Consider the following 25,173-nt stretch of genomic DNA (forward strand, 5'->3'; position numbering starts at 1 on the left):
GCGTGACCGCTCCCCTACGCCTCCGCATCGACACCGCCGCCCTCGCCGATAACTGGCGCACGCTCGACCGCATGAGCGGTGCGGCGGTCTGCGGCGCCGCGATCAAGGCGGATGGCTATGGCCTCGGCGCATCCCTCGTCGCCCGTCATCTGACAGCGGCCGGTTGCCGCGATTTCTTCGTGGCGACCTGGGCGGAGGCCGAGCGGCTGGCGGCGATGCGACTGCCCTTGTCGGTGCTCCACGGGGTGCGGATGGAGGACATGGCGGTCGCGCGGACCGGCATCGCCCGACCCGTCCTCAACACCGATGCACAGGTCGCCCGATGGAAAGAGGCGGGCGGCGGAGCCTGCGACGTGATGGTCGATACCGGTATGAACCGGCTGGGGGTATCGCCCGATGCGGTGCGCGGCGGACTGCTCGATGGCCTGACAATCGAGACGCTGATGAGCCATCTCGCCTGCGCCGACGAAGACAGCGTGATGAATGCGCGGCAGCGCGATCTGTTCAGATCGTTGCAGGGCGTGACGGACGTGCGGCGGATGAGCCTCGCCAACTCCGCCGGGATCGCGTTAGGCGTCGATTATGCGTTCGATCTCACCCGCCCGGGATTGGCACTGTACGGCGGTATCCCCCGGCGCGAGTGCGCGGGTGTGATCCGGCAGGTGGTGACGCCGGAGGCGCAGATTTTGCAGCGTCGCACCGTCCAGGCCGGCGACACCGTCGGCTACAACGCGACATGGACTGCGCAGCGCGAGACGGAGGTCGCGATCGTTAACCTAGGCTATGCCGACGGTTATTTCCGGGGGTTTTCGGATCGCGGCAGCGCGAACGACGGCGCGTTGCCGGTGATCGGGCGCGTCTCGATGGACCTCGTGGCGCTCGACGTAACGGCCGCGCGCGAGCTGGCGGAGGGCGACTGGGTCGCGATCGACTTCGCCCTGCCGGATGCGGCGGCGCGGAGCGGGATGTCGCAGTACGAGCTGCTTACGAGTTTGGGGCGGCGATACGCGCGGGGCCGAACAGTGTAAAAAGAAGGGGCCGTTCCGAAGAACGACCCTCTGTAGCGAAGTCTTGGATCAGAAGCGGGTGGTGACCGTCATACGATAACGCCGACCGATCTGATCATAGTAATCGGCGAAGCGATAGCCCAGATCGCCGGCCGTGGTGTTGTCCAACACGTTGGCGACCAACACCTGGAAGCGGAAGCTTTCGCTGACATCGACACCCAACGTCATGTCAACGTTGTTCTGTGCTGCATAGCGCGTGTACGGATATTGCTCGTTGGTCGCAGGCAGATTGCTGACGAAGATCCGCGTCGGGTCGCTGCGGTTCCAGGTAACCTGGCCATAGACCTGGTTATGTTCGTACCGCGCGGACAGCTGCGTCTCCCACCGCGGCCGACCGAACGAACCGACCGATTCCTGCGTGTCGTCATACTTGCCCGATGGCGAGACCTGATAGCTGATCAGGCGGTACGCACCCCCGCGCAGGGTCAGTCGATCCGAACCCAGCTCGATCGTGTAATTCGCCGATGCGTTGACGGCCTTGACCCGTTGCCCACCCAGATTGAGGAAGCCGGCCGAATAGCCGTTCTGCAGCTGGAAATCGGTGCCACGCGAGAATTGCGTGCAGCTGTTGATGCCGACGTCAGCAGTGGGGTTGGGATAGATCGGGCTGTCGTAGCAGGTCTGCAGGAAGGTGCCGATGCTGGCCGTGGTGATCACATCCTTCACGCGGACATCGATATAATCCGCCGAGATCGTCAAGCCGGGAATCCAGCGCGGCGTGAGGGCCGCACCGGCGGTCCAGCTTTCGCCGCGCTCCGGGTTGAGTGCGGTGTTGCCGTTGAACACGCCTTGCAGACCGGCGCCGGTGGCGACGTAATTTTGCAGGAACGAGGTTGCCCGATCGGTCGTCGTTATTACGCCCTGCGCATCGCTGACCCCGGCCGCGATCACCGCCGCGGTGCAGTTCTTGCGCCGGTTGGCCACGAAGCTACCCGAGTCGATGTTCGCCGGATTGCACAGATCGACCGGCGTCGTGAACGACGGCTGGCCGCCAAGGAAGAGTTCGACGATCGACGGCTGACGCACCGAGCGGGTGTAATTGCCGCGGAACTGGATGTCGCGCGTGGGTGCCCAGGTGCCGGCAAGCGAGAAGATCGTGGCCGCATCGCCATTACGTTGTGGCGTGGTCAACTGCCCGGTCAGATTGCGATAGCTTTGGGCGCGACCGTTCTGCTGCGATATTCGGACTGCCGGCTGAAAATCGAGCCGACCGAGGAACGGCAGGAAGTTCGGACCTGTCAGCGGGATCACCATTTCCCCACCGATTTCGTACGTTTCGGTATAGGCTTCGGTGTCGGACGACGGTGCCGAGCGTGTCCGGCCGAGCGTGTTCAGTTCGTTGGTGGAGAACCCCAGCTTGTCGCGACGATATTCGCCGTTGACGTTAATCTGGACGGTACCGGCGGGTAGATTGAAGAGACCACCGCCGATCGATGCCTGCGCATAGGTCTGTTCGGACACGTTGCGGAACGTCGACTGGCCAATGACATAGGCCTTCGATGCATCCGTCATGTTGTTGTAGCCGAACGGGTTGAGCGGCCGGCACCCGTCGATCTGCGCCTGCGAAATGGTCGGGGTCAGCAGGACCTCGGTCAATACGCCATCCGCACCGCGAACGCGGGTGATGTTCTGCGCCGTGCCGACCGGCGTGCGTCCCAGATATTGGGTCGGGAATACCTGTGCCCGGCAAACGACATTGCCATTAGCTACGCCCGTGGTGGCGAGACCCTGATCGACGGCGTCGAGCGCAAGCTGGTACTCGATGTCCGAGATATTCGCTGATTTCGTCGTCTGGACGGAGCGGCCGTAGCTGCCCGAAATTTCAGCGTTCCAGCGATGTCCGAGCAACTCGAACTTCGACCGGAGTCCGCCGACCAGACGATAGGTCTCCTGCCGATTGGTATACGGGTTTGCGCCGAAAACGTCCTGATTTTGACGGGTAATCAGGAAGTTACCTTGGTTGGTCGCTGTGGGCGTGATGCCCACCGACGTCAGCACGGCCCGATTTTGCGCCGTCAGGTACGGATTGTTGTAGTTGACCAGGAGGGCGGCGTTTTCCTGCCCCTGCGTGATGAAGTTCTGCGCGCCGGAAATATTGCCGAGCGACCGGTTGAGCACCTTGGCATAAGTGTTTTCGGTGAAGAAGGTCACCTGATCGCTGATGTCGAACTTACCGAGCAGGTTGGCGACGTAGCGGTCCTGTTGGGTCCGCAACACGGTATTTTCCAGGCTGCGACGGAAGCCGCCGTCACCGCCGCGAGCGGAGCTGACGGTCAGGGGATCGTTGCCGCTCACCGGACCCGAGAAAGTGTAGGCGCGCAGGGTACCGTTGTCGTTGAACTCCAGCGGTACCGCAACGAACGGCAGCACCTGATTGACCGGCACCTGCACCGTCGTCCCGTTCACCTTCACACTGACCAGCGTGGTATCCGTGTTGGCGATCCGCGGAACGTCGGGTGCGAACGTGCCGATGAAATAGTTGAGGTTGGTCGTGGGATTGGCTGCCAGGAATTCACGGGCCGTGAAACGGTTGGCTTGCAACAGGTTGACGGCTAGCAGCGTCTGCTGTGCCGCAGTGGCTCCGGTAGGCGCCGTCACGCCATAAGCCGTGAAAATTTGCGCTGCGGTGACGTTGGCAGGCAGCGACGTCGGCGCGAATGTCGTGAATGGAACATTGGTCGCCTGCGTCGTACGACCGTTCAAACCGTTGGCGGTAATTGCACCCGCACCCGGCGTTCCCTGAATGATCTGTGCGCCCGAGAAGCTGAAAAAGCCGTTGTTGATGCTGGCGCCCGTACCCGATACCCGCAGCGTGGACGCAGCCCCGTTCGCGGTCGTGCCTGCCAAGGCAAAGCCGACCGGCGCAACGCCGTTGGCCAGTGCGATGTAGTTGGTCGTGACGGCCTGGCCAGCGACATTGATGCCGGTAATCCGTGTATAGGGCGTGTAGAAGCTCGTGCCTTGGACATTGAGAACCGTGCCCGGGTTGCTCAGCGTCTGGGTGACCAGGCCGAGGCCGAACAGCGTCGAAGGCTGACCATCGTCCGCCGCGCGCAGGAATGCGCCGTTATTGGCATTTGCGACGTCGATAATTGCGGTCGGGGCGAAGTTCGGGTTGCGGACACCGCCATTGAACGGATTGGTGTACGATCCGGGGCGAATGGTGCGGAAGTCGCGGCTCGTCGCCTGAAGGCCATCGTTGCGGCTGTATTCGAACGACGCGGTGATGTTGGCACGGCCATCGAGGAAGTTGTGACCCGCAAGCGCGCTCAGCTGATACTGGGCCGCGTCGCCGCGTTCGGAGATGCCGGTCAGCCCACGTAGCTGGAGGCCGTCGTAATCGTCCTTCAGGATGAAGTTAACCACGCCTGCGATCGCGTCCGCACCATAAGCGGCGGCGCCGCCGACGGTCACCGTATCGACTCGCTCGATCAGCGAGGTCGGAATGACGTTGATATCGACCTGGCTACCGGTTTCATTGCCCGCGACGAACAGCGAGGCGGCGTTACCGGATACGAAGCGGCGGCCGTTGACCAGCGTCAGCGTACGCGCGGTGCCGAGATCGAGCAAATCGACGAAAGCGGCGCCCAGGCTTGCCGTCTGGCCGCCGTTGTTGCCGTTCAGCGGGCTGGCACCGGGGCCGACCAGCGGAATGTCGTTGAGCGCTTCGAGAGCATTGGTGAAGCCACGTGTTTCGATCGACTGGGCCGTGATCTGAACGCCGGGGAGCACGCCGTTGATTTCAGGGCGGGCGATGCGCGAACCCGTGACGATGATCGATCCGTCATCGCGCTGTTCGCCATCGGCGCTGACGGTAACAGCCTGTTCCGTGGGATCACCCGGCGCCGTCGACTTACCCGGAGTCGTCGCTGTTGGCGGCGTGGCGCTGGGTACGTTCGGAATAGACTGGGCGGCCACCGATGACGTGAAAAGCGAGCCGGCAAGCGCCGTGGCGCCGAGCAAAAGACTGATGCGCATGATTTCCCCTGTAGCGAAGACGGGGTTCGGCCCGTTCATCTGCCAGCAAGGTTCCAATAAACGCGCTGGATAACAAGAGAGTTGTGCCGGCCGGGATCATGTTGATCGTCGCGTGTGGCAACGATGTGACACTAGGGTCAGCAAGACTGTATGATCCTGCAAAAGATGCCAGCCGACACTTGATCAAGGGCAGGCTATCTTACCTTTCCACACACATGGCGATACCCATCCCGCCGCCGATGCAAAGCGTCGCCAGCCCTTTCTTCGCGTCACGCTTCTGCATCTCGTAGATCAGCGTCGTCAGCACGCGCGCGCCGCTGGCGCCGATCGGGTGGCCGATCGCGATGGCGCCGCCGTTGACGTTAACCTTGTCGGCATCCCAGCCGAGTTCCTTGCCGACCGACAGCGCCTGCGCCGCAAAGGCTTCGTTCGCTTCGATCAGGTCGAGGTCGGCGATGGTCCAGCCCGCCTTCTCCAGCGCTTTCTTCGATGCCGGCACCGGACCGATGCCCATGATCGACGGATCGACGCCGGCGCTCGCCCAGCTCTTGATCGTGGCGAGCACGGGGGCGCCGCGCCGCTCGGCTTCCTCGCGGCTCATCAGGACCAGCGCCGCGGCGCCGTCGTTGAGGCCGCTGGCGTTGGCGGCGGTGACGGTGCCGTCCTTCTTGAAGGCCGGGCGCACACCGCTGACGCTGTCGATGGTCACGCCGCTGCGGATATATTCGTCGTCCGCCACCACGGTATCGCCCTTGCGGCCCTTGATCGTGACGGGCGCGATCTCGTCCTTGAAGCGACCGCTGCTACGCGCCGCTTCGGCCTTGTTCTGGCTGGCGACGGAAAAGGCGTCCTGGTCGCCACGCGTTACCTGATATTGCTCGGCCAGGTTTTCCGCGGTGATGCCCATGTGATAGCCGTTGAACACGTCGGTCAGACCATCGCTGACCATCGTGTCGACCAGACTGACCGCACCCATCTTGGTGCCGCCGCGCATCGTCTGGGCGTGCGCGCTGAGCGACATGCTCTCCTGCCCGCCGGCGACGACGATCGTCGCATCGCCGGTCTGGATCGCCTGACAGGCGAGGGCGACCGCGCGCAGGCCCGATCCGCACACCTGATTGACGCCCCACGCCGGGACCTCCTTCGGAATACCGGCCGCCATCGACGCCTGACGTGCCGGGTTCTGGCCCTGCGCGGCGGTAAGGACCTGGCCAAGGATCACTTCGGATACGTCGGCGCCGTCGACGCCGGCCTGTGCCAGCGCGGCCTCGATCGCGATTCGACCGAGCTCGTGCGCCGGAGTGGCGGAAAACGCGCCCAAAAAGCTGCCCACGGGGGTGCGCTTGGCGGCGGTGACGACGATCTCGTTCATGATGGTCCTACTCCTCTGTGCGCCGTGTACCCGGCGGAAGGCCCGCAATCCAGTGGGCGAGCGGTTCCCACACCATCGATCGTGCGCGGCCGCCGACGATCATGCCGACGTGACCGAGCGCGAGGTCGCGGCGGTCCGACAGTCCCGCTGCGGTGGCGGCGGGGACGATGCGGTCAGTGGCAGAGACGAACTCCATGGCAGGGCAGCCGAGCCGGTCGGGCGCTACCGCCGCACCGCGGATCGACCAACCGCCGGTGCCCGGCAGATCCGTTGCGATGAAGCGTTCGAACAGGTCGCGTGCGGTGGCGAGCGGCAGCGGCTCGCCGGCATTCGCCCAATCCTCCAGTCGCACGAACGATCGCGCCGCATCGCTGTCCGGATCGAGCCGCCCGAACGTTTCGTACTTGGCGACCGTCCGTGCGGGATCGAGCCGCCAGAACCCGGCCTGCAACACCTCCATCGGCATGACGCCCAGCGCCTCGCACGTCGGACTGGCGGCGGACCACATGTCGATCATCGCCGCCGCATTGGTGCCATATCCCGCGAACTGCCACGGCGCGGCGACCATCGCGAGACCGGCGACCGGCGTCGCGCAGGCTGCAGCCAGCGCCATCGTGCCGCCGAGGCAGTAGCCGACCAGCACCGGCGGCTCGTCGAGCTGCTCGATCAGCGGGATCAGCAGCGCCTCGATATGCGCGGTCATGTCGACATCGCGATCCGCCGTCGTCGGCGCGCCCCAATCGACCAGCGCGACCCGGAAACCCTGCCGCGCCATCCATCGGACCAGCGACGTCCCACCGAGGTCGAGGATGGCGGGCGGATTGATCAGCGAGGGGACGAACACCACCAGCCGCCCGCGCCCGCCGTAGTAGCGCAGCGTCGCGCGCCCGCTGATCGCCAACGCCGGCATCGGTGGCGGCGGGGCGGGACGGGGCGCCTGCTGATAGGCGGCGAGGCCGGCCATCGCCGCGGCGAGCCGTTCCGGATGTGCTGCAGTTTCGCTGCGCAGCATGTCTAGGAACAGCGGCAGGGGACGCGGTCCGTGTTGCGGTGCGAAAAATTGAGGCGTATCACCCACATCAGTCACGGACGGAACACCGGATGGGTCGGGTTACGCGACGGGGGAGCCGCATGAAGAAGCAAGCCAGGACTGATGGTGTCGTCATCATCAAGAAATACGCCAATCGCCGGCTCTATAACACCGAGACCTCGTCCTATATCACACTCGACCATCTGGCGACGATGACCCGCGAAGGCCGCGACTTCAAGGTCGTCGACGCCAAGACCGACGACGATATCACCCACAACGTCCTGACCCAGATCATCATGGAAGAGGAAAGCCGCGGCCAGACCATGCTGCCGGTCAGCTTCCTGCGTCAGCTGATCTCGATGTATGGCGATTCGATGCAGTCGATGGTGCCGGGCTATCTCGAGGCGTCGATGGACAGCTTCCGCCGCAATCAGGAACAATTCAAATCGGCGGTCGAGGGCGCGTTCGCCCACTCGCCCTTCGCCGAGATCGCCAAGCGCAACCTCCAGATGTTCGAAGCGGCGGCGCAGGCGTTCCAGCCGCCCGCAGGTGGTGCGTCGCCGGCGCCGGCCTCGCCTTCCGCTCCCGTTACCCCCAGGAGCAAGGACGACGAGATTGCCGCACTGAAGGCGGAAATGGCGCGGTTGCAGGACAAGGTCGAGAAGCTCGGCTGAGCGCGCGCCCGTGCCGGCGATGTTCTGGGGCGCCGGCGGAGCGGTGCTCGTCGCGCTTTTCGCCGCGTTGCGGGATCGCCGGCGACGGCTGCGCGACGATCTCGACCGCGTTGGCTGGGTCGACTGGCGGACCGTGCAGATGGCGGCGCTGCTCGCAACGATCCTGCTCGTCAGTCTCGGATTGCATACCCGCTGACCCGTCGATGGGGGAGGCACTCGCCGCCTGCTCGTCATTGCGGGTGTGGCGAAGCAACTCGGGCATCGCGGTCTCCCCTCCCGCTTGCAACTGCGCGCCCGTGCAAGCTCAGTAGAACTGCGCCAGCGTCAGCGATCGCACCGTGCCGTCGCACAGGCCCAGTCGCACGACCGTGCCCGGCGCGCCGATCGACCATTTTGCCAGCGGGCTCGACGGATAGTCCTTCCCGACGGGCTGGTCGTCGATCCGGCAGATCAGGTCTCCCGTCCGCCAGTTCGTCGCCGCGGCGGGACCGCCGCGCATGACGTGCAGCACCTTCAGCCGGTCACCCTGCACGCCGACGAGCAACCCGCTGGTCGATCGCAACGGCAGCGCATCGGCATCGGGGCCGGGCTTCAGCACCATTCGCCCCGCCGTGGGATCGAGCAACACGCGATAGCCTTGCAGCAGGCCCGAACCGATCCGCCCGGCGACGCCGACCGCCTGCGAAAAGCCACCGCGGGGCTCGACACGGGTCTCGACGTTGTGGATCGCCTGCTGGCCCAGCGTCGCGGACGGCAGGATGGCGAGCGTGCTCACCGTTTCGCCGGCCAGCCCGAACGAGATCGTCGTGGTGGTCGGCACCGCGGCCGCGAGTTGACGCCAGCTTGCCTCAGACAATGTCAGCGCGGACCCGTCACCGGTGTCGACGATCATCGGCGACAGACGCTTGCCGCCGATGGTTATAGCGCTTTCGTAGACGCGGCGGTTGGCGGAGATCGACAGCGGCGCCAGCGCGCCGACGAACGGCAGTCGGCCGGACGGCAGCAATCGGAAACGGCGGTTGGCATAATCTACGTCGAGGGCTTGTCCGCCGGTGACGTCGCGCCCGACCAGCATATCGACCGCGCGGGCGCTGCCGGTGGCGAGCGCGGGCAGGTCGGCGACGGTGACGCCGCCGCCGGTGCGGGTCAGTCCACCGATCGCCAGTTGCCGGGTCGGTTGCCAGCCGATCGCCACGGTGCCGTTACCGCCGCCGCCGATCGCGGTCGCCTGTCCGTTGGCGACGACGCGCGCCGGATCGACCGCCGCCGATTGGCGGGCGAGAACCGAATAACTCACCCCGGTGTCTAGGATCGCGGTGACCGGCCGCCCGTCGAGCGTCAGCGTAAAGCGCATCTGGTTGCCGGGCGTCAGGTCGAACGTCACCCAGCGTGCTTCGGTATCCGCGGCGAGCGCGACCGTTCCCTCGCGGTCGGCGGTATCAGGACGAAGCGGCAGGGGTGCCGCTGCAATCAGCAGTGCGGCGAACGGCAGGAAACAACGCATCGCGACGCCATTACCACGTATCGCCGCGGGCCTCACATCTTTGTCACGGCGGTCCTACAGGCACGCTTCCAGATAGGCGCTGTCGAACCCGAACTGCTTCGCCTTGTCCAGCGTGTAGGGGCGCAGGCCCATCGAACGGTATTCGCCGATGATCTTGCCGTCCGCGCTCTCGTCGAGATATTCAAACTTGAACAATTCCTGCGTGACGATCACCGGGCCTTCCATGCCGATCACCTCGGTGACGTTGGTGACGCGGCGTGAGCCGTCGCGCAGGCGTTTCACCTGGATGATCAGCTCGACCGAATCGGCGATCTGGCGGCTGATCGCCTCCTTCGGCACCTTGATGTCCGACATCATCACCATGTTCTCCATACGCGCCAGCGCCTCGCGCGGGGAGTTGGCGTGGAGCGTACACATCGAACCGTCGTGGCCGGTGTTCATCGCCGCGAGCATGTCGAAACATTCGCTGCCACGGATTTCGCCCAGGATGATGCGATCCGGGCGCATACGCAGCGCGTTCTTGACGAGGTCGCGGATCGAGATCTCGCCCTGACCCTCCAGATTGGCGGGACGCGTTTCCAGCGGCAGCCAGTGCGGCTGCTGCAACCGCAATTCGGCTGCGTCCTCGATCGTCAGCACGCGCTCGCCCGGGTCGATCATCTTCGACAGCGCGTTGAGCATCGTCGTCTTGCCCGAACCAGTACCGCCGCTGATGACGACGTTGAACCGGCTCGCGCCTGCGATCTTCAGTGCGGTCGCCATCTTTGGCGACATGCTGCCGAAGCCCGCCATCATGTCGAGAGTGATCGGCTTGGCGGAGAATTTACGGATCGAGATCGCCGTGCCCTTCAGGCTCAGCGGTGGCACGATCACGTTGACGCGGGACCCGTCCTTCAGGCGGGCATCGGCGAGCGGCGTCGTCTGATCGACGCGGCGGCCGACCGAATTGACGATGCGCTGCGCGATCTGGAACAGATGCTCCTCGTCGCGGAACTGGATCTGCGCCAGCTCCAGCTTGCCCTTGCGCTCGACGTAGGTCTGGTCGGGCCCGTTGACCATGATGTCGGTGATCGCCGGATCGGCGAGCAATTCCTCCAACGGCCCCAGCCCGAGCAGCTCGTCGACCAGCACCTTTTCCAGCGCGAATTGTTCGCGGCGGTTGAGCGTCAGCTTCAGCTCGGCGAGCACCTCGCCGATGATCGGCCGGAATTCCTCGGCCAGCTCGTCCTTGCCCAGCGTCGCGGCGGCTTCGGGATCGACGCGCTCCAGCAGGCGCGGCAGCACCTGTTCCTTGATCTTGTGGATCGACGCCTCGAACCCTTCGCCGCGGCTGCTGCCGGACTCGCCACTGGCGTTCTGGCGGTCGGTCAGGCGCTGCATCGCGTCGAGCGTGCCCGCCGGCATCGTACCGGGCAGGCTGTCCTCGCCCGGCAACGGCATCGACTCGATGGGCGGAAACTGGCTACCGGGGGCTGATTCGTCGGACCGCGCGATACCGCTGCCCTGCATCGGGCGCGCCACGCCGAAGGCCGGTCTTGCCGGCTGTCCGCCACCCATTCCGCTGCGACGCCCGAACGCGCTCATGCTGTACCCCTTGAACCTCGAGGGAAGGGGTAGGGGGCAGAGTTTGACATTTTCCTAACCAAACTCAGTCGACGCCCGATTGCGGCCCAGACGCCCCATGCCGAACTTGACAGCGCAGCCGCGCTGCCGTTCGAAGCGGTCGTATGCGCTGGCTCTTGCTTTTCCTCGTCGCGATCGTCGGATCGATCGCCGGTGCCGCCCCGGCTTCGGCGGACGACATCGGCGCGACCGCCCGCGGTGTCGTTCGGGTCGTCACGATCGCGGTGGTCGATGGCCAGGTGGTGGGCTTCGGCCACGGCAGCGGTGTCGCGATCGCACCCGATCGCATCGTCACCAACGCGCACGTCATGGAGCTGGCCGAACGCTATCCCGACAACGTCGTCGTCGGCGTGGTCCCCTCCGAAGGCGACAAGAGCTATCAGGGACGCGTCATCGCCTATGACGCGCAACGCGACCTCGCGCTGATCGAATTCGCCGGCGCCCGTCTGCCAGTAGCGGCGCTGTACACCGGTCCGGTGGGGGAGGGCGATGCAGTGGTCGCGCTCGGCTATCCCGGCAACGTCGACCTCGCGACCGCGCGTTCCGCCGCCGATTACATCCGCCCGACCTCGCCGGTGCGCTCGGAAGGCGTATTCTCCGGCCGACGCAGCCTGACCGGAGTCGAGGTGCTGCTTCACACCGCCAATATCGCGCGTGGCAACTCGGGTGGGCCGTTGCTCGATCGCTGTGGTCGCGTGATCGGCATCAATTCCGCCATCACCCGCGGCGAGGAGGGTGACAGCTCGTTCGGCTTCGCCATCGCCGATACCGAAGTGTTCGCATTCCTGCGGGAAGCGAAGCAGCCCTATGCGACCGTCGGCACGCCCTGCACCTCGATCGAGGAACGGCTGCGCGACGACACCGAGGCGGACGCCCGTGCCCGCGCCGATGCGCTGACCAGCGCGCGCGAGGCTGCGACGCGTGCTGCGATGGGGCGGGAAGAGGCGCTTGCGGACGCGCGCGAGGCTGCGCAGACCCGGCGCGAGAATGTGATGGCCGTCGCCGGGCTGCTGCTGGTGCTCGGCGCCCTCGGCGTCGGCGGTGCGGGGCTGCTCGAATCGCGCGACAGGCGGCGTCCGGCGATCTGGGCCGCAGGCGTCGGCGGTCTCGCGATGATCGCCGCCGTCGCGATATTCCTGCTTCGTCCTTCGGGCGAGGCCGATCTGCCGCCGCCGCCCGCGGTCACGCGGCAGGTCGTGCCCAACGCCCCGCTCGGTAAGCTCGCCTGCGTCTTCCAGCCCGACAGCAGCCGTGTCACCGTATCCGCGATCACCGATGTCGCACTGGCCTGGGGGCGTAGCGGCTGCGTCAACGGGCGGACCCAGTATCTGCCCGCTAACGATCGCTGGGAACGGGTGCTGGTGCCGGATGGCGAACAGACGGTGTCGGTGCTGATGTTCGATCCCGCCACCCGTCGCTACACCAACACCCGCTATATGCTTGGCGCGCAGGCGATGGAGCAGATGCGCAAGCTGCGCGGTGAGAACGACGGCGCGCGGTGCAGCGTCGATCCCGCCGCGATCGACCGACTGGCCCAGCGCCAGTCGGCCGTCCGCGCCGCACTGCCGCCGCTACCCAATGAGAAGCTCGTCTATTCCTGCACGAAGGCGGGCTGACAGCGGGATGCGGCGGCGTTAGCCTCCGGCCCTTGGCGGGAGAGAGTGCGCGATGCGGTGGACAACGAACGGGCTGGCGCTGACGACGGCGGCGACCATGCTGGCGATGGCGCAACCTGCACGGGCCGAGTGGATCGAGGCGACGTCGAAGCATTTCATCGTCTACGCCAATGGCGATGCCGACGACGTCAGGGAGCAGGCCGAACGGCTCGAACGCTTCGACAGCGTGGTCCGCTATTTCAACTCGATTCCGGCGCGCGAAGGGGATGGGTCGAACAAGCTGACCGTCTACGTCGTTGCCAACGATGTCGCGGTGCGACGCATCTTTGGCGATCGCAGCAGTCGTGTCGCGGGTTTCTACAAGGGGCGCGCCAGCGGATCGGTGGTCTACACGCCGGCGCGTGCCGGCGGCGGCTCGGCCAACAGCCTCCAGCCGCAAATCGTGCTGTTCCACGAATATACGCACCACCTGATGCTGGGCAACACCGGGGCGGCGGCGCCCGGCTGGCTGGTCGAGGGCTATGCGGAATTTCTGTCGACCGCACGGTTCGACAAGGACGTGGTATGGATCGGCGCGCCTGCCCAGCACCGCGCCTATGCCCTGCTGCGGCAGCGCGAGCGGCTGTCGGTCGAACAGATGATGGGGATGCCCCGATCGAGGATGTCGCCGGAACAGGTGTCGTCGCTTTATGCGCGGGGCTGGCTGCTGACGCATTACCTGATGATCGACAACACGCGCCGTGACCAGCTGATCGCCTATCTGAAGGCGGTCAATGCCGGCACGCCGAACGTCGAGGCAGCCCGAGCGGCCTTCGGTGACCTGCGGGCGCTGGACAAGGCGCTCGACGCCTATCTCGGGCGATCGAAGCTGCCCGCCTATACCATTCCGATCGCCCAGCTGCCGGCACCGCAGGTGACTCTGCGGCCGCTCCGCCCGGGCGAGAAGGCGATGATCGACCTGCGCATGCAGTCCGACCGCGGAGTCAACCGCACGACCGCCCAGCCGATCCTGGCCGAGGCGCTGCCGATCGGCGAACGCCATGCCACCGATCCCGTGGTGCAGGGCTGGCTGGCCGAGATGGCGCTGGATGCCGGCCGCTACGACCTTGCCGAAGCTGCCGCCGACCGGGCGCTGGCGATCGATCCGAACGCGTCGCAGGCGCTGGTCTACAAGGCGCAGGTCCATCTGCGTCGCGCGAGGGAGGCGAAGGCGACCGATCCGGCCGTGTGGAAGGAAGCCCGCAGCTGGCTGCTGAAGGCCAACAAGCTCGATCCCAACGATGCCTTCGCGCTGCTGCTCTATTATTCCAGCTTCGGCATGGCGGGTGCGAAGGCGACGGACAACGCCAAGGCGGCGCTGGCGCGGGCACACGAACTGGTGCCGCAGGACGGCGGACTCAGCTATGCCTATGCGACCCAGTCCCTGTATGACGGACGGCTGGACGACGCGCGCACCGCGTTGCGCCCGCTGGCCTATTCGGCGCACAGCGGGGCGGACAATCGCGCCGCACGGATGCTGGCGCAACTCGACGCCGGAAAGAACGCCGCCACCGCCGCGGCCGTGACCGGCAGCGAGGCCGATGGTCCGGTGGACGGCGGTCCGGACGGGAGCAGTGTGGGTGGAGGCGCAGCCCCTGCTACGCCGCAGGCCGGCAACTAACTCCGTTCCCGATCCAGCAGCGCCCGCTTGCGATCGACGCCATAGGCGTAGCCGCCGGGGGCGCCATCGCTACGGGTGACGCGGTGGCAGGGGACGATCACGGCCAGCGGGTTGCGGCCACACGCCGTCCCTGCCGCGCGCACCGCACCCGGCCGCCCCGCGAGCGCGGCGAGTTCGGCATAACTGCGCGTTTCGCCGGCGGGGATCGTCTTCAACGCCTGCCACACCGCCTCCTGAAAAGCAGTGCCACGAACGTCCAGGGGCAGCGCCGCGTCGCGGCCGGGCGTCTCGACCAGCGTCACGACCTCCTCAGCCAGCGCCGCCAGCGCCGGGTCGCCCGCCACGATCGTCGCGCGGGGGAAGCGGCGTGTCAGCGCTGCGGCATCCTCGTCGAACGCCACGCGGCACAATCCCGTATCGGTGGCGGCCACCAGTAGCGGGCCGAGGCTGGTCGCCGCGACCGTCCATCGGATCGTCACCCCAATGCCGCCCCGCGCCCATACGCTGGGGCTCATCCCCATCCGGCGTGCGCCGTCCGCGTAGAAGCGGCTCGCCGCGCCATAGCCGGCTTCGTAGATCGCACCGGTAACGCTGCCGTCGCGTTGCAACGCCTCGGCTGCGCGGCTCGCCCGCAGGCCCCGCCCATAAGCGGCAGGGGTTATTCCGGTCGCCCGCTTGAACAGCCGCAGGAAGTGGTGCGGCGCGTAGCCGACCCGTGCTGCCAGCGCGTCCAGTCCGATGCCCTCCTCCGCTGCGGCGATCAGCGCCACCGCTTCGGCGACGGCGCGGCTGTCGCGGGCGACCGCGTCCGGCTTGCAGCGCAGGCAGGCGCGATACCCCGCCGCCCGCGCCGCGGCTCCGTCGGGCAGGAAGCTGACGTTCTCGCGATGGGGATGGCGGGCGGGGCAGCTCGGCTTGCAATAGATGCCGGTCGTCCGCACCGCAGCGACGAAGGCTCCGTCCTGTCCCCGGTCGCGCGCGGTAAATGCGGCCCAGGCTGCGTCCTGATCGATGCTGGTCATGCCGACGGTATAATCGATCGCCGCGCTCGCCTCATCCCGGGGCTTGCGCTCAAAACCCCGTACCGCGAACGGGTGGCATGGCGCGCATCGCCGCCACGTCCTGCGCGCCTGCTGCCAGTGCGCCGACGCGGCCCAGCCCCTTGGTGACATCTCCGCCCGCCTTCAGCGCGAACAACCGGGCCCGGGTGTAGCGATCCCCCGCCTCGGCATAACGACCCGCCGCCTCGGCACATAGCGCCAGGTTGAAGGTGGTTGATCCATGATCCGGCGCCACCCGGTCGACCTCGGCAAAGGCGGTGCACGCGGCAGCGCCGTCGGTCTTGGTCAGCCGGACCGCCTGTTTGAACCGTGCGGCAGCGTCGGCCGGCAGGCCATCGCGCTGCTCCTGCACCCGGATCGTGTAGCTCTCTGCGTGCGGCGCCAGATCGAGCCGAACCTCGGCTGCAACCGATTCGACGAAGCCATGCACCGTGCTGCCCACATCGCTCGCCACGCCGCTATCCTCGCACCAGTCATGCCGGTCATCACGCGTCTTGCTGACCGCATAGGGCACGCCGCCGGTACGTCGCATCAGTCTCAGATCGGCACGGAAGTCGATCGTGCGCGCCACGCAGTCGACGCGATATGTCTCCTTGCGCACGCATTTGCCGTCCTTCTTCTCGATGCAGCGTTGACGGCTTTCGGTATAATCGTTGTCCGACACGGACACGTTCGTACGCCCGGTCAGCAATCCGTCGGGCTTCAGGCCCGGCGGGATCAGGCGGACATGGGGCAGGCCGTCCGAACCGAGGGTCGCGAGCCGCCGCTCGATCGCGTCGGCCAGCGCGTCACCCTCCGGTCCGGCGAATTCGCCGACCGCGATCGTCGGCAGAAAGCTCGCCTCCCGCGCCTGCGCCGGGAACACGCCTTCCACCCGCAACGTCTCGGCCGCCGCCGTCGATGCGAGCGCCGATCCGATCATCATAGCCACCAGCCCGCGCATAGTTCAGCGTCCTCCGTCCATTGTCGTTACGCTTCCGATCCTGAACGCATGCTGCCGATGCGAGCGTATCTCCCGCCTGCGACGCGCAAGGATTCCGCGAACATGACGCCCCCGTCATACTTGCGCTCCGGCTACCCCCATGCTAGCCGCCCGCCACCCATAAGAGGTGCGCTTTCGCGCGCCCTTCTCCCCATGGGCCAACATTCGGCACGAGGACTTCGACTCCGTGGAGACATCCGGCGGTATTCAGGCAAGCTTAGGCGGACGCTATGCGATCGCGCTGTTCGAGCTCGCACGCGATTCGAAGACCATCGATACCGTCGAGGCGAGCCTCGCCGCCGTCCGCGACGCGCTGGCACAGAGCGATGACTTCCGTGCGCTGACCACCAGCCCGCTGGTCGCCCGCGGCGCTGCGGTGAAGGCGATCCTCGGCGTCGCCGATAGCATCGGCATCGATGCGACCACCAAGAACTTCCTCGGCGTCCTCGCCGAAAACCGCCGCCTCGGCCAGCTGCCCGCGATCATCCGCGCCTTCCGCACGCTCGCCGCCCGCCACCGCGGCGAGGCGACCGCAGAGGTCACCAGCGCGCACCCGCTCACCGACGAACAGGTCGGCGAGCTGAAGCAGCAGCTGCGCGCACGCATGGGCCGCGAAGTTTCCGTCGACCTGTCGGTCGATCCCGAACTGCTCGGCGGCCTCGTCGTCCGTATCGGTTCACAGATGATCGATTCGTCGATCCGCACCCGTCTCAATACTCTCGCGCACGCGATGAAGGGCTAAGCACATGGATATCCGCGCCGCAGAAATCTCGAAGGTCATCAAGGACCAGATCAGCAACTTCGGCACCGAGGCCCAGGTCACCGAGACCGGCCAGGTGCTCAGCGTCGGCGACGGCATCGCCCGCATCTACGGCCTCGACAACGTCCAGGCCGGCGAGATGGTCGAATTCGCCAACGGCGTGCAGGGCATGGCGCTCAACCTCGAAGCCGATAACGTCGGTGTCGTGATCTTCGGCTCGGACGCCGAGATCCGCGAGGGCGACATCGTCAAGCGCACCGGCACGATCGTCGACGTTCCCGTCGGCAAGGGCCTGCTCGGCCGCGTCGTCGATGGCCTCGGCAATCCGATCGACGGCAAGGGTCCGATCGTCGCCGAAAAGCGTAGCCGCGTCGAGGTGAAGGCGCCGGGCATCATCCCGCGCCAGTCGGTCAGCGAGCCGATGCAGTCGGGCCTGAAGGCGATCGACGCGCTCGTGCCGGTCGGCCGCGGCCAGCGTGAGCTGATCATCGGCGATCGCCAGACCGGCAAGTCCGCCGTCGCGATCGACACCTTCATCAATCAGAAGACGGTCAACCAGGGCTCGGACGAATCCAAGAAGCTGTACTGCGTCTATGTCGCGGTCGGCCAGAAGCGCTCGACCGTCGCCCAGCTCGTCAAGACGCTCGAAGAGAATGGCGCGATGGACTATTCCATCGTCGTCGCTGCGACCGCGTCGGAGCCCGCGCCGCTCCAGTTCCTCGCGCCCTACACCGGCACCGCGATGGGCGAGTATTTCCGTGACAACGGCATGCACGCGCTGATCGTGTTCGACGATCTGTCGAAGCAGGCGGTCGCCTATCGTCAGATGTCGCTGCTGCTGCGCCGTCCGCCGGGCCGCGAAGCCTATCCGGGCGACGTGTTCTACCTGCACAGCCGCCTGCTGGAGCGCGCCGCCAAGATGTCTGACGCCAACGGCGGCGGCAGCCTCACCGCGCTGCCGATCATCGAGACGCAGGCCGGCGACGTGTCGGCCTATATCCCGACCAACGTGATCTCGATCACCGACGGCCAGATCTTCCTTGAAACCGACCTGTTCTTCGCGGGTATCCGCCCGGCGATCAACGTCGGCCTGTCGGTCAGCCGCGTCGGCTCGGCTGCACAGACCAAGGCGATGAAGAAGGTGTCCGGTTCGATCAAGCTGGAGCTGGCGCAGTATCGCGAGATGGCGGCGTTCGCGCAGTTCGGCTCGGACCTCGACGCCTCGACCCAGCGCCTGCTCAACCGCGGCGCGCGCCTGACCGAGCTGCTCAAGCAGTCGCAGTTCAACCCGATGCCCTTCGAGGAGCAGACCGCGTCGATCTTCGCCGGCACCAACGGCTATCTCGACAAGGTCGCGGTGGGCGACGTCGTCCGCTACGAAGCGGCGATGTTGCAGGACCTGCGCGCCAACCACGCCGACGTCCTCACCAAGATTCGCGAAACCCGCGATCTCGGCGACGAGGCCAAGTCGGGGCTGAAGGCCGCACTTGACCAGTTCGCGAAGACCTTCGCGTAAGGCCACCCGGTGCTCCTGCGTACGCAGGAGCCCAGAGCCAAAGACGGCTCGCTGAGTAACCCTGGGCTCCTGCCTGCGCAGGAGCACGAGAAGGCAGACAATGGCGTCACTGAAGGCCCTCAAGGTTCGGATCAACTCGGTCAAATCGACCCAGAAGATCACCAAGGCGATGAAGATGGTCGCCGCCGCCAAGCTGCGCCGTGCGCAGGAGGCGGCGCAGGCCGGGCGTCCCTATGCCGAGCGTCTGGAGGCGGTTGTCGCCAGCCTGTCGCGTCAGCTGTCGGGCGGCGCGGGCGTGTCGCCTTTGCTGTCGGGTACCGGCAAGGATCAGGTCCACCTGCTCGTCGTCGCGACCTCGGAACGCGGCCTCGCCGGCGCGTTCAACACCAACATCGTCCGCGCCGCCCGCCGCAAGGCGGAGGAGCTGGAGGCGCAGGGCAAGACCGTGCGCTTCTATCTGGCGGGCAAGAAGGGACGCGTTCTCAAGCGCTTCTACCCGAACGGCATCGTCGCCGACCATGAGCTCGGGGGCCACAAGACGCTGGGCTTCACCCAGGCGCGAGAGATCGCCGACGACCTGCTGGCGCGCTATGCCGCGGGCGAGTTCGACGTCGCCCACCTGTTCTACGCCAAGTTCGTTTCGGCGCTGGTGCAGGAGCCCGTCGGCCAGCAGATCATCCCGGTCGCGGTGGACGTTTCCAAGGCGGACGTGTCACCAACTTCGGCAACTTCCGCGCCCGTCTCAGCCGGCGCCGTCGTTGAATACGAACCCGACGAGGAAGGCATCCTCGCCGACCTGCTGCCGCGCAACGTCGCGATCCAGGTCTTCCGCGCGATGCTCGAGAACGCCGCGTCGGAACAGGGCAGCCGCATGAACGCGATGGACAATGCCACCCGCAACGCGGGCGACATGATCAATCGCCTTTCGATCCAGTACAACCGCACGCGTCAGGCCGCGATCACGACCGAGCTGGTCGAGATCATCTCCGGCGCCGAAGCGCTCTAACGAATCCGAAGCAGGAAGAACCGCCATGGCAACCGCCGCAGACGACATCCGCCCGACGCAGAACACGGGCAGCAGCAACACCACCGGCACGATCGCGCAGATCATCGGCGCGGTCGTGGACGTGCATTTCCCGGACAATCTGCCGGCGATCCTCTCGGCGCTCGAGACGGATAACAATGGCAACCGCCTCGTCCTCGAAGTCGCGCAGCATCTGGGCGAGAACACCGTCCGCACGATCGCGATGGACGCGACCGAGGGTCTGACCCGCGGCCAGACCGTGCGCGATACCGGCGCGCAGATCAGCGTTCCGGTCGGTCCGGCGACGCTCGGCCGCATCCTCAACGTCATCGGCGAGCCGATCGACGAGCGCGGTCCGGTCCTCACCGACCTGCGTAGCCCGATCCACGCCGATGCGCCGCTGTTCGTCGATCAGTCGACCGAGAACGCCATTTTGGTCACCGGCATCAAGGTGATCGATCTGCTCGCGCCCTATGCGAAGGGCGGCAAGATCGGCCTGTTCGGCGGCGCCGGCGTCGGCAAGACCGTGCTGATCCAGGAACTGATCAACAACATCGCCAAGGGTCATGGCGGCACCTCGGTGTTCGCCGGCGTCGGCGAGCGCACCCGCGAGGGTAACGATCTGTACCACGAATTCCTCGATGCGGGCGTCATCGCCAAGGATGCCGATGGCAATCCGCAGTCGGAGGGTTCGAAGGTCGCGCTGGTATTCGGCCAGATGAACGAGCCGCCGGGCGCCCGCGCCCGCGTTGCGCTCTCGGGCCTGACGATCGCCGAATACTTCCGCGATCAGGAAGGGCAGGACGTGCTCTTCTTCGTCGACAATATCTTCCGCTTCACGCAGGCGGGCGCGGAAGTGTCGGCGCTGCTCGGCCGCATCCCGTCGGCAGTGGGCTATCAGCCGACGCTGTCGACCGACATGGGCGCGTTGCAGGAGCGGATCACCTCGACCAACAAGGGGTCCATCACCTCGGTGCAGGCCGTGTACGTTCCCGCCGACGACCTTACCGATCCGGCGCCGGCGACGTCGTTCGCCCATCTGGACGCGACGACCGTGCTCAACCGCGCGATTTCGGAGCTCGGCATCTATCCGGCGGTCGATCCGCTCGATTCGACCAGCCGCGTCCTCGAACCGCGCGTCGTCGGTCAGGAGCATTACGACACGGCACGCGCCGTCCAGTCGCTGCTCCAGCGCTACAAGTCGTTGCAGGACATCATCGCCATCCTCGGCATGGACGAACTGTCCGAAGAGGATAAGCTGACCGTCACTCGCGCTCGCAAGATCCAGCGCTTCCTCAGCCAGCCGTTCCACGTCGCCGAGGTCTTCACCGGCATCAGCGGCAAGTTCGTGCAGATCGAAGATACGATCCGCTCGTTCAAGGCGGTCGTCGACGGCGAATACGATCACCTGCCCGAAGGTGCATTCTACATGGTTGGCGGCATCGACGAAGTCGTCGCCAAGGCCGAGAAGATGGCGCAGGAATCGTAAGCTGACGGGAAAAGCCCCTCCCCTTCAGGGAAGGGGTTGGGGTGGGGAAGGTCTCACCGAGACCAAAGCTCACGACTCCTCCACCCCAACCCCTCCTCTGAAGAGGAGGGGCCAAGGAAGAAAACAATGCTCCACTTCGAACTCGTCACGCCCGAAAAGCTCATCCGGTCCGAGGACGTGTACATGGTCGTCGTCCCCGGCACCGAGGGCGACTTCGGCGTGCTGGAAGGCCATGCGCCGCTGATGTCCACCGTCCGCGACGGTGCGCTGTCGGTCTATCGCACCGAAGGCGGCCAGCCAGAGACGATCGCGATCCAGGGCGGCTTCGCGGAGGTGAACGCGCAGGGCCTCACCGTTCTGGCGGAAAGCGCTGCCTGAACGACACGTGTTGGACGCGACCGGCGCCATCCCCTTGGCGAACTGTCGAAAAGGCAACCGGGATGTCCTACGCGGTTCTATCACGCTACCGCCATCCCGGCTCTTTCTCATCCCCGACGCTGTCCTATTATCGCCGATCCGGAAACGGTAGACTTGGATCGTTTCCATTAAGGTGTCCAGGTTGTCCGAGTCGCATGGCCCTGCCAGCGACTGGACGCCCGGGGATCACGCCGGGAACAGCGATGGCCCCTTCTTCACGACCGTCACACCCGCGCCATCCGTCACTGCATAGGTGAACCCCGGCAGCAGACAGAAAGCGCCGACCTCCCCCTGCGGCGACAGCGCCAAAAACCCGACCTGCGTGCCCTTGATCGCATCGCCGCGCAGCTTGGCGATATGCCGCACCACTTCCTCGCAAGCCGCCTGCGCCGACAGCCCGGCACGCATCGAGGCGACGACGCGGGCCGTGCCGGAGACGCGGGTGACCTCCTCCCCCAGTCCGGTGGAAGTCGCCGCGCCTACCCCCGCCTCGACGTAGAGTCCGGCGCCGACCTGCGGCGAGTCGCCGACCCGACCGCGCATCTTGAACGCCATGCCCGATGTGGTGCACGCCCCCGCCATTCGGCCATCGGCGGTCCGCGCCAGCAGGCCGATCGTGTCGTGATTCAGAGCACCACCGCGAGGGCGGGCATTCTCGATATTCGCGACCGGTCGGTATTGCGATGTCTTCAGCCAGTCGCGCCACGCGTTCTCCGCTTCCGGCGTCAGCAGGTTCACCTTGGGGAAGCCCTGATCGCGCGCGAACCGCGTCGCGCCTTCGCCGACGATGAAGGTATGCGGCGTCTTCTCCATAACCCGGCGCGCCACCGAGATGGCGTGAACGGTATCCTCCAGCGCGGCGACCGCACCGACGCCGCCGGCATCGTCCATGATGACCGCATCCAGCGTGACGCGGCCATCGCGATCGGGATAGCCGCTGTAGCCGACCGAGTGGTTGTTGGGGTCCGCCTCGGGCACCATACCGCCCGCCTCGACCGCGTCGATCAGGCTGCCGCCTGCCTTCATCCGGGCGAAGGCGGCGTCGTTCGCGGCCGCGCCGAAGTCCCATGTCGATACGATCAGTGCACGGTCGGGCTGCGCCGCTCCAGCCAGGGATGCCATGCCCGCGGTCGCTGCCGTTCCGCCCAGAAAGCTCCGCCGCGTCGTCATGGCCTGGGACCCCCGTTTGGACCGCTATTGGTCCTTACAGGAAGTTATACGGATCGACGTCCACCGTCACGCGCGCTTTCGCCGGCCAGTCGAGCGCTCCCAACCAGTCGCGGATGACATCCTGCACGTCGAGCGCACGGCGGGCATGGACCAGCAGGCGATAGCGGTGCCGGCCGCGCAGCATCGCCAGCGGGGCGGGGGCGGGGCCGTAGACCGCCATGCCGTCAACCTGCGGCGCGCTGCGTGCGACCAGCCGCGCAATCTCGTTGGCGCAGGCCTGTTCCTCCGACGATACGACGATCGCAGCGTAGCGGCCGAACGGCGGGGCGCCGGCGTCGCGGCGGGCTTCGGTTTCCGCCTCGTAGAAGGCGTCGGCATCGCCGGTGATCAGCGCCTGCATCACCTGCGCCTTGGGGCTGTGCGTCTGGATGAAGACATGCCCCGGCTTGGCCCCGCGCCCGGCCCGTCCCGACACCTGCCGGATCTGCTGGAAGGTGCGCTCGGCGGCGCGGAGGTCGCCGCCCTCCAGCCCGAGATCGGCGTCGATCACGCCGACCAACGTCAGGTTGGGGAAGTGATAGCCCTTGGTGACCAACTGCGTGCCGACGACGATGTCGATGTCGCCTGCCTCCATTCGGCCGACGAATTCAGCTGCCTTGGCCGGCGACCAGATCGTGTCGCTGGTGACGACCGCAGTCTTCGCTTCGGGGAACAGCGCGGTGACCTCATCGGCGATGCGTTCGACACCGGGGCCGCAGGCGACCAGACTGTCCTCTTCCTTGCACTCCGGACACACGCGCGGCGTCGGCATGACGTGACCGCAATGGTGGCAGGCGAGGCGGCGGGTCAGCCGGTGCTCGACCATCCACGCTGTGCAATTCGGACATTGAAAGCGATGCCCGCAGGTCCGGCAGAGCGTCAGCGGCGCATAGCCGCGCCGGTTGAGGAACAGCAGCGACTGTTCGCCCCTGGCCAGCGTTTCCTTCAGCGCCGTCACCAGCTTCGGCGCGATCCAGCGACCCCGCTCCGGGGGGTGCTGGATCAGGTCGATCGGCTCGATCGTCGGCATCTCCGCCGGGCCGTACCGACCGGGGAGCTTCAGTTCCTCATAGCGACCAAGGGCGACCTGCTGGCGCGTCTCGATCGCGGGCGTCGCGCTGGCGAGGATCACCGGGCATTCCTCAAACTTGCCGCGCATCACCGCCACGTCGCGGGCGTGATAATGGACTCCCTCCTCCTGCTTGAAGCTGGTCTCGTGCGCCTCGTCGACGACGATCAGGCCGAGGTTGCGATAGGGGAGGAACAGCGCCGATCGCGCCCCCACCGTCACCAGCGCCTCGCCACTGGCGATCGCCCGCCACGCGCGGCGGCGCTGCGTCGAGCGCAGCCCGGAATGCCAGGCAACGGGCTCGCAACCGAAGCGGTCGTGGAAGCGCTTCAGGAACGGTTCGGTCAGCGCGATCTCCGGCAGAAGGACGAGCGTCTGGCGGCCGCGCCGGATCGCCTCCGCCACCGCCTCGAAATACACCTCGGTCTTGCCCGACCCGGTGACGCCATCGAGCAACGTCGGGGCAAACGCGTGGGTCGCGACGTTGGCGACCAGCGTGTCCGCCGCCGCCTGCTGCTCGCCGGCCAGCGTCGGCGGGCCGAAAGCTGGATCGGGATGAGGGAAGGGGCTGTCGATGTCGACCTCGACGGCTTCGATCGCGCCCGTCTTCACCAGCCCGCGGATCACCGCATCGCTGACGTCGGCGATCGTCGCGAGTTCACGGATCAGGCCCTGCCGATCGCCGATCCGCTCCAGCGCCTGTTCGCGCTGCGGCGTCAGGCGCGGCGGCACATGGCCGGTGACGCGATATTCGGTGACGGTGCGGGCGCCCTCCAGCGCGGAGGTTGAAGCGAGCGCCATCCGAACCACCGCCGCGGGCGGGGCGAGATAATAGGCGGCGGTCCACTCCACCAGCCGGCGCAACGGCGCCGCGAGCGGCGGCACATCGACCACCCCCAGCAACGGGCGCAAGCGGTTGTCGCCGACTTCGGCGTCGGAGGGTAGCCGCTCCGGCTCCCACACCACGCCGAGCAACTGGCGCGGGCCGAGCGGTGCGATGACGATCGATCCAGGCTCGACCTGCATGCCGGTCGGCACTCGATAGTCGAGCGGGCCGAGCGCGGAGTTGAGGACGAGGACACGGGCACGCGACGACATGGACCATATATGGGGGCTGGCCGA

General features: G+C 66.6%; 19 protein-coding genes. 10 read left to right on the forward strand and 9 right to left on the reverse strand.

Annotated elements, in window-relative coordinates:
• The first annotated feature begins 2 nt into the window (after nt 1-2).
• Nucleotides 3-1,028: an alanine racemase gene (gene alr / locus NF699_16185; protein ID USU04561.1), complete on the forward strand. Its 1,026-nt coding sequence runs from the start codon at nt 3-5 to the stop codon at nt 1,026-1,028.
• Nucleotides 1,029-1,076: 48 nt separating this feature from the next.
• On the opposite strand, the gene NF699_16190 is transcribed toward alr, so the two are convergent.
• From NF699_16190 to NF699_16200, 3 genes are all read right to left on the reverse strand, one after another.
• On the reverse strand, nt 1,077-5,045 hold the full coding sequence (locus NF699_16190) for a TonB-dependent receptor (protein USU04562.1): 3,969 nt from the start codon (nt 5,043-5,045) through the stop codon (nt 1,077-1,079).
• Nucleotides 5,046-5,244: 199 nt separating this feature from the next.
• A complete protein-coding gene (locus NF699_16195) occupies nt 5,245-6,417 on the reverse strand; it encodes an acetyl-CoA C-acetyltransferase (GenBank protein ID USU04563.1) in 1,173 nt (390 codons plus the stop codon).
• Nucleotides 6,418-6,424: 7 nt separating this feature from the next.
• Entirely contained in the window at nt 6,425-7,429 is a 1,005-nt protein-coding gene (locus NF699_16200; protein USU04564.1) for an alpha/beta fold hydrolase, read from the reverse strand.
• Between the two features lie 119 nt (nt 7,430-7,548).
• Here NF699_16200 and phaR point away from each other — a divergent pair, with 119 nt between their 5' ends.
• Both phaR and NF699_16210 read left to right on the forward strand, forming a co-directional pair.
• On the forward strand, nt 7,549-8,121 hold the full coding sequence (phaR, locus tag NF699_16205; GenBank protein ID USU04565.1) for a polyhydroxyalkanoate synthesis repressor PhaR: 573 nt from the start codon (nt 7,549-7,551) through the stop codon (nt 8,119-8,121).
• A 10-nt stretch (nt 8,122-8,131) separates the two neighbouring features.
• On the forward strand, nt 8,132-8,317 hold the full coding sequence (locus NF699_16210) for a hypothetical protein (protein ID USU07166.1): 186 nt from the start codon (nt 8,132-8,134) through the stop codon (nt 8,315-8,317).
• A gap of 108 nt (nt 8,318-8,425) precedes the next feature.
• On the opposite strand, the gene NF699_16215 is transcribed toward NF699_16210, so the two are convergent.
• Together NF699_16215 and NF699_16220 are read right to left on the reverse strand one after the other, a co-directional pair.
• A complete protein-coding gene (locus NF699_16215) occupies nt 8,426-9,625 on the reverse strand; it encodes an aspartyl protease family protein (protein ID USU04566.1) in 1,200 nt (399 codons plus the stop codon).
• A gap of 54 nt (nt 9,626-9,679) precedes the next feature.
• The gene (locus tag NF699_16220) at nt 9,680-11,209 is read right to left on the reverse strand and encodes a CpaF family protein (GenBank protein ID USU04567.1); all 1,530 of its coding nucleotides are present in this window, start codon (nt 11,207-11,209) and stop codon (nt 9,680-9,682) included.
• Nucleotides 11,210-11,352: 143 nt separating this feature from the next.
• On the opposite strand from NF699_16220, the gene NF699_16225 reads away from it, so the two are divergent.
• Both NF699_16225 and NF699_16230 read left to right on the forward strand, forming a co-directional pair.
• Nucleotides 11,353-12,864, forward strand: a complete 1,512-nt coding sequence (locus tag NF699_16225) for a serine protease (GenBank protein ID USU04568.1) — start codon at nt 11,353-11,355, stop codon at nt 12,862-12,864.
• Between the two features lie 52 nt (nt 12,865-12,916).
• Nucleotides 12,917-14,524: a DUF1570 domain-containing protein gene (locus NF699_16230; GenBank protein USU04569.1), complete on the forward strand. Its 1,608-nt coding sequence runs from the start codon at nt 12,917-12,919 to the stop codon at nt 14,522-14,524.
• Here NF699_16230 and NF699_16235 read toward each other — a convergent pair.
• Nucleotides 14,521-15,546, reverse strand: coding sequence for a methylated-DNA--[protein]-cysteine S-methyltransferase (locus tag NF699_16235; protein ID USU04570.1), 1,026 nt, complete (start codon nt 15,544-15,546; stop codon nt 14,521-14,523). The two genes, NF699_16230 and NF699_16235, sit on opposite strands and share 4 nt — an antisense overlap.
• Nucleotides 15,547-15,595: 49 nt before the next feature.
• Nucleotides 15,596-16,510 (reverse strand): hypothetical protein, encoded by a 915-nt coding sequence (locus NF699_16240; GenBank protein USU07125.1) that lies wholly within the window; start codon nt 16,508-16,510, stop codon nt 15,596-15,598.
• A 244-nt stretch (nt 16,511-16,754) separates the two neighbouring features.
• Here NF699_16240 and NF699_16245 point away from each other — a divergent pair, with 244 nt between their 5' ends.
• From NF699_16245 to NF699_16265, 5 genes are all read left to right on the forward strand, one after another.
• The gene (locus NF699_16245; GenBank protein ID USU04571.1) at nt 16,755-17,309 is read left to right on the forward strand and encodes a F0F1 ATP synthase subunit delta; all 555 of its coding nucleotides are present in this window, start codon (nt 16,755-16,757) and stop codon (nt 17,307-17,309) included.
• A 4-nt stretch (nt 17,310-17,313) separates the two neighbouring features.
• Nucleotides 17,314-18,843: a F0F1 ATP synthase subunit alpha gene (gene atpA, locus NF699_16250; GenBank protein ID USU04572.1), complete on the forward strand. Its 1,530-nt coding sequence runs from the start codon at nt 17,314-17,316 to the stop codon at nt 18,841-18,843.
• A gap of 100 nt (nt 18,844-18,943) precedes the next feature.
• Nucleotides 18,944-19,849 (forward strand): F0F1 ATP synthase subunit gamma, encoded by a 906-nt coding sequence (locus NF699_16255; GenBank protein USU04573.1) that lies wholly within the window; start codon nt 18,944-18,946, stop codon nt 19,847-19,849.
• A gap of 25 nt (nt 19,850-19,874) precedes the next feature.
• Nucleotides 19,875-21,356, forward strand: a complete 1,482-nt coding sequence (gene atpD, locus NF699_16260) for a F0F1 ATP synthase subunit beta (protein USU04574.1) — start codon at nt 19,875-19,877, stop codon at nt 21,354-21,356.
• A gap of 126 nt (nt 21,357-21,482) precedes the next feature.
• Nucleotides 21,483-21,734: an ATP synthase F1 subunit epsilon gene (locus NF699_16265; GenBank protein USU04575.1), complete on the forward strand. Its 252-nt coding sequence runs from the start codon at nt 21,483-21,485 to the stop codon at nt 21,732-21,734.
• Between the two features lie 225 nt (nt 21,735-21,959).
• Here NF699_16265 and NF699_16270 read toward each other — a convergent pair whose 3' ends face one another.
• Complete coding sequence (locus tag NF699_16270; protein USU04576.1) at nt 21,960-22,943, reverse strand: N(4)-(beta-N-acetylglucosaminyl)-L-asparaginase; 984 nt, start codon at nt 22,941-22,943, stop codon at nt 21,960-21,962.
• 34 nt (nt 22,944-22,977) lie between these two features.
• On the reverse strand, nt 22,978-25,149 hold the full coding sequence (locus NF699_16275) for a primosomal protein N' (GenBank protein USU04577.1): 2,172 nt from the start codon (nt 25,147-25,149) through the stop codon (nt 22,978-22,980).
• Nucleotides 25,150-25,173: the final 24 nt, after the last annotated feature.

The organism is Sphingomonadaceae bacterium OTU29LAMAA1 (assembly GCA_024072375.1).
Classification (GTDB): Bacteria; Pseudomonadota; Alphaproteobacteria; order Sphingomonadales; family Sphingomonadaceae; genus Sphingomonas.